Consider the following 253-nt stretch of genomic DNA (forward strand, 5'->3'; position numbering starts at 1 on the left):
GGAGCCACAGGAATAGGAGTTGCAACAGGTTTACCAGCAGGAGTAACAGCTACATGGTTAAATGATGTAATTACCATCAGTGGAACACCAACAGTTAGTGGAGTATACAATTATAACATCCCTTTGACAGGAGGTTGTGGAAGTGCGAATGCAACAGGAACCATAACAGTAATGTCAAATAGTACTGTGAGTGCAGCTTCAAGTACACCTAGTTTATGTATAAATGGAGTTATGACAAGTATTACGCATACAA

Annotated in this window: 1 protein-coding gene; it reads left to right on the plus strand. The window is 39.9% G+C overall.

The features are described 5' to 3' along the window. The coding region (locus Q0881_RS17810; protein ID WP_299163337.1) for a hypothetical protein at nucleotides 1-253 on the plus strand (253 nt) is incomplete at both ends.

The sequence above is a fragment of the uncultured Tenacibaculum sp. genome, assembly GCF_947494125.1.
GTDB lineage: Bacteria > Bacteroidota > Bacteroidia > Flavobacteriales > Flavobacteriaceae > Polaribacter.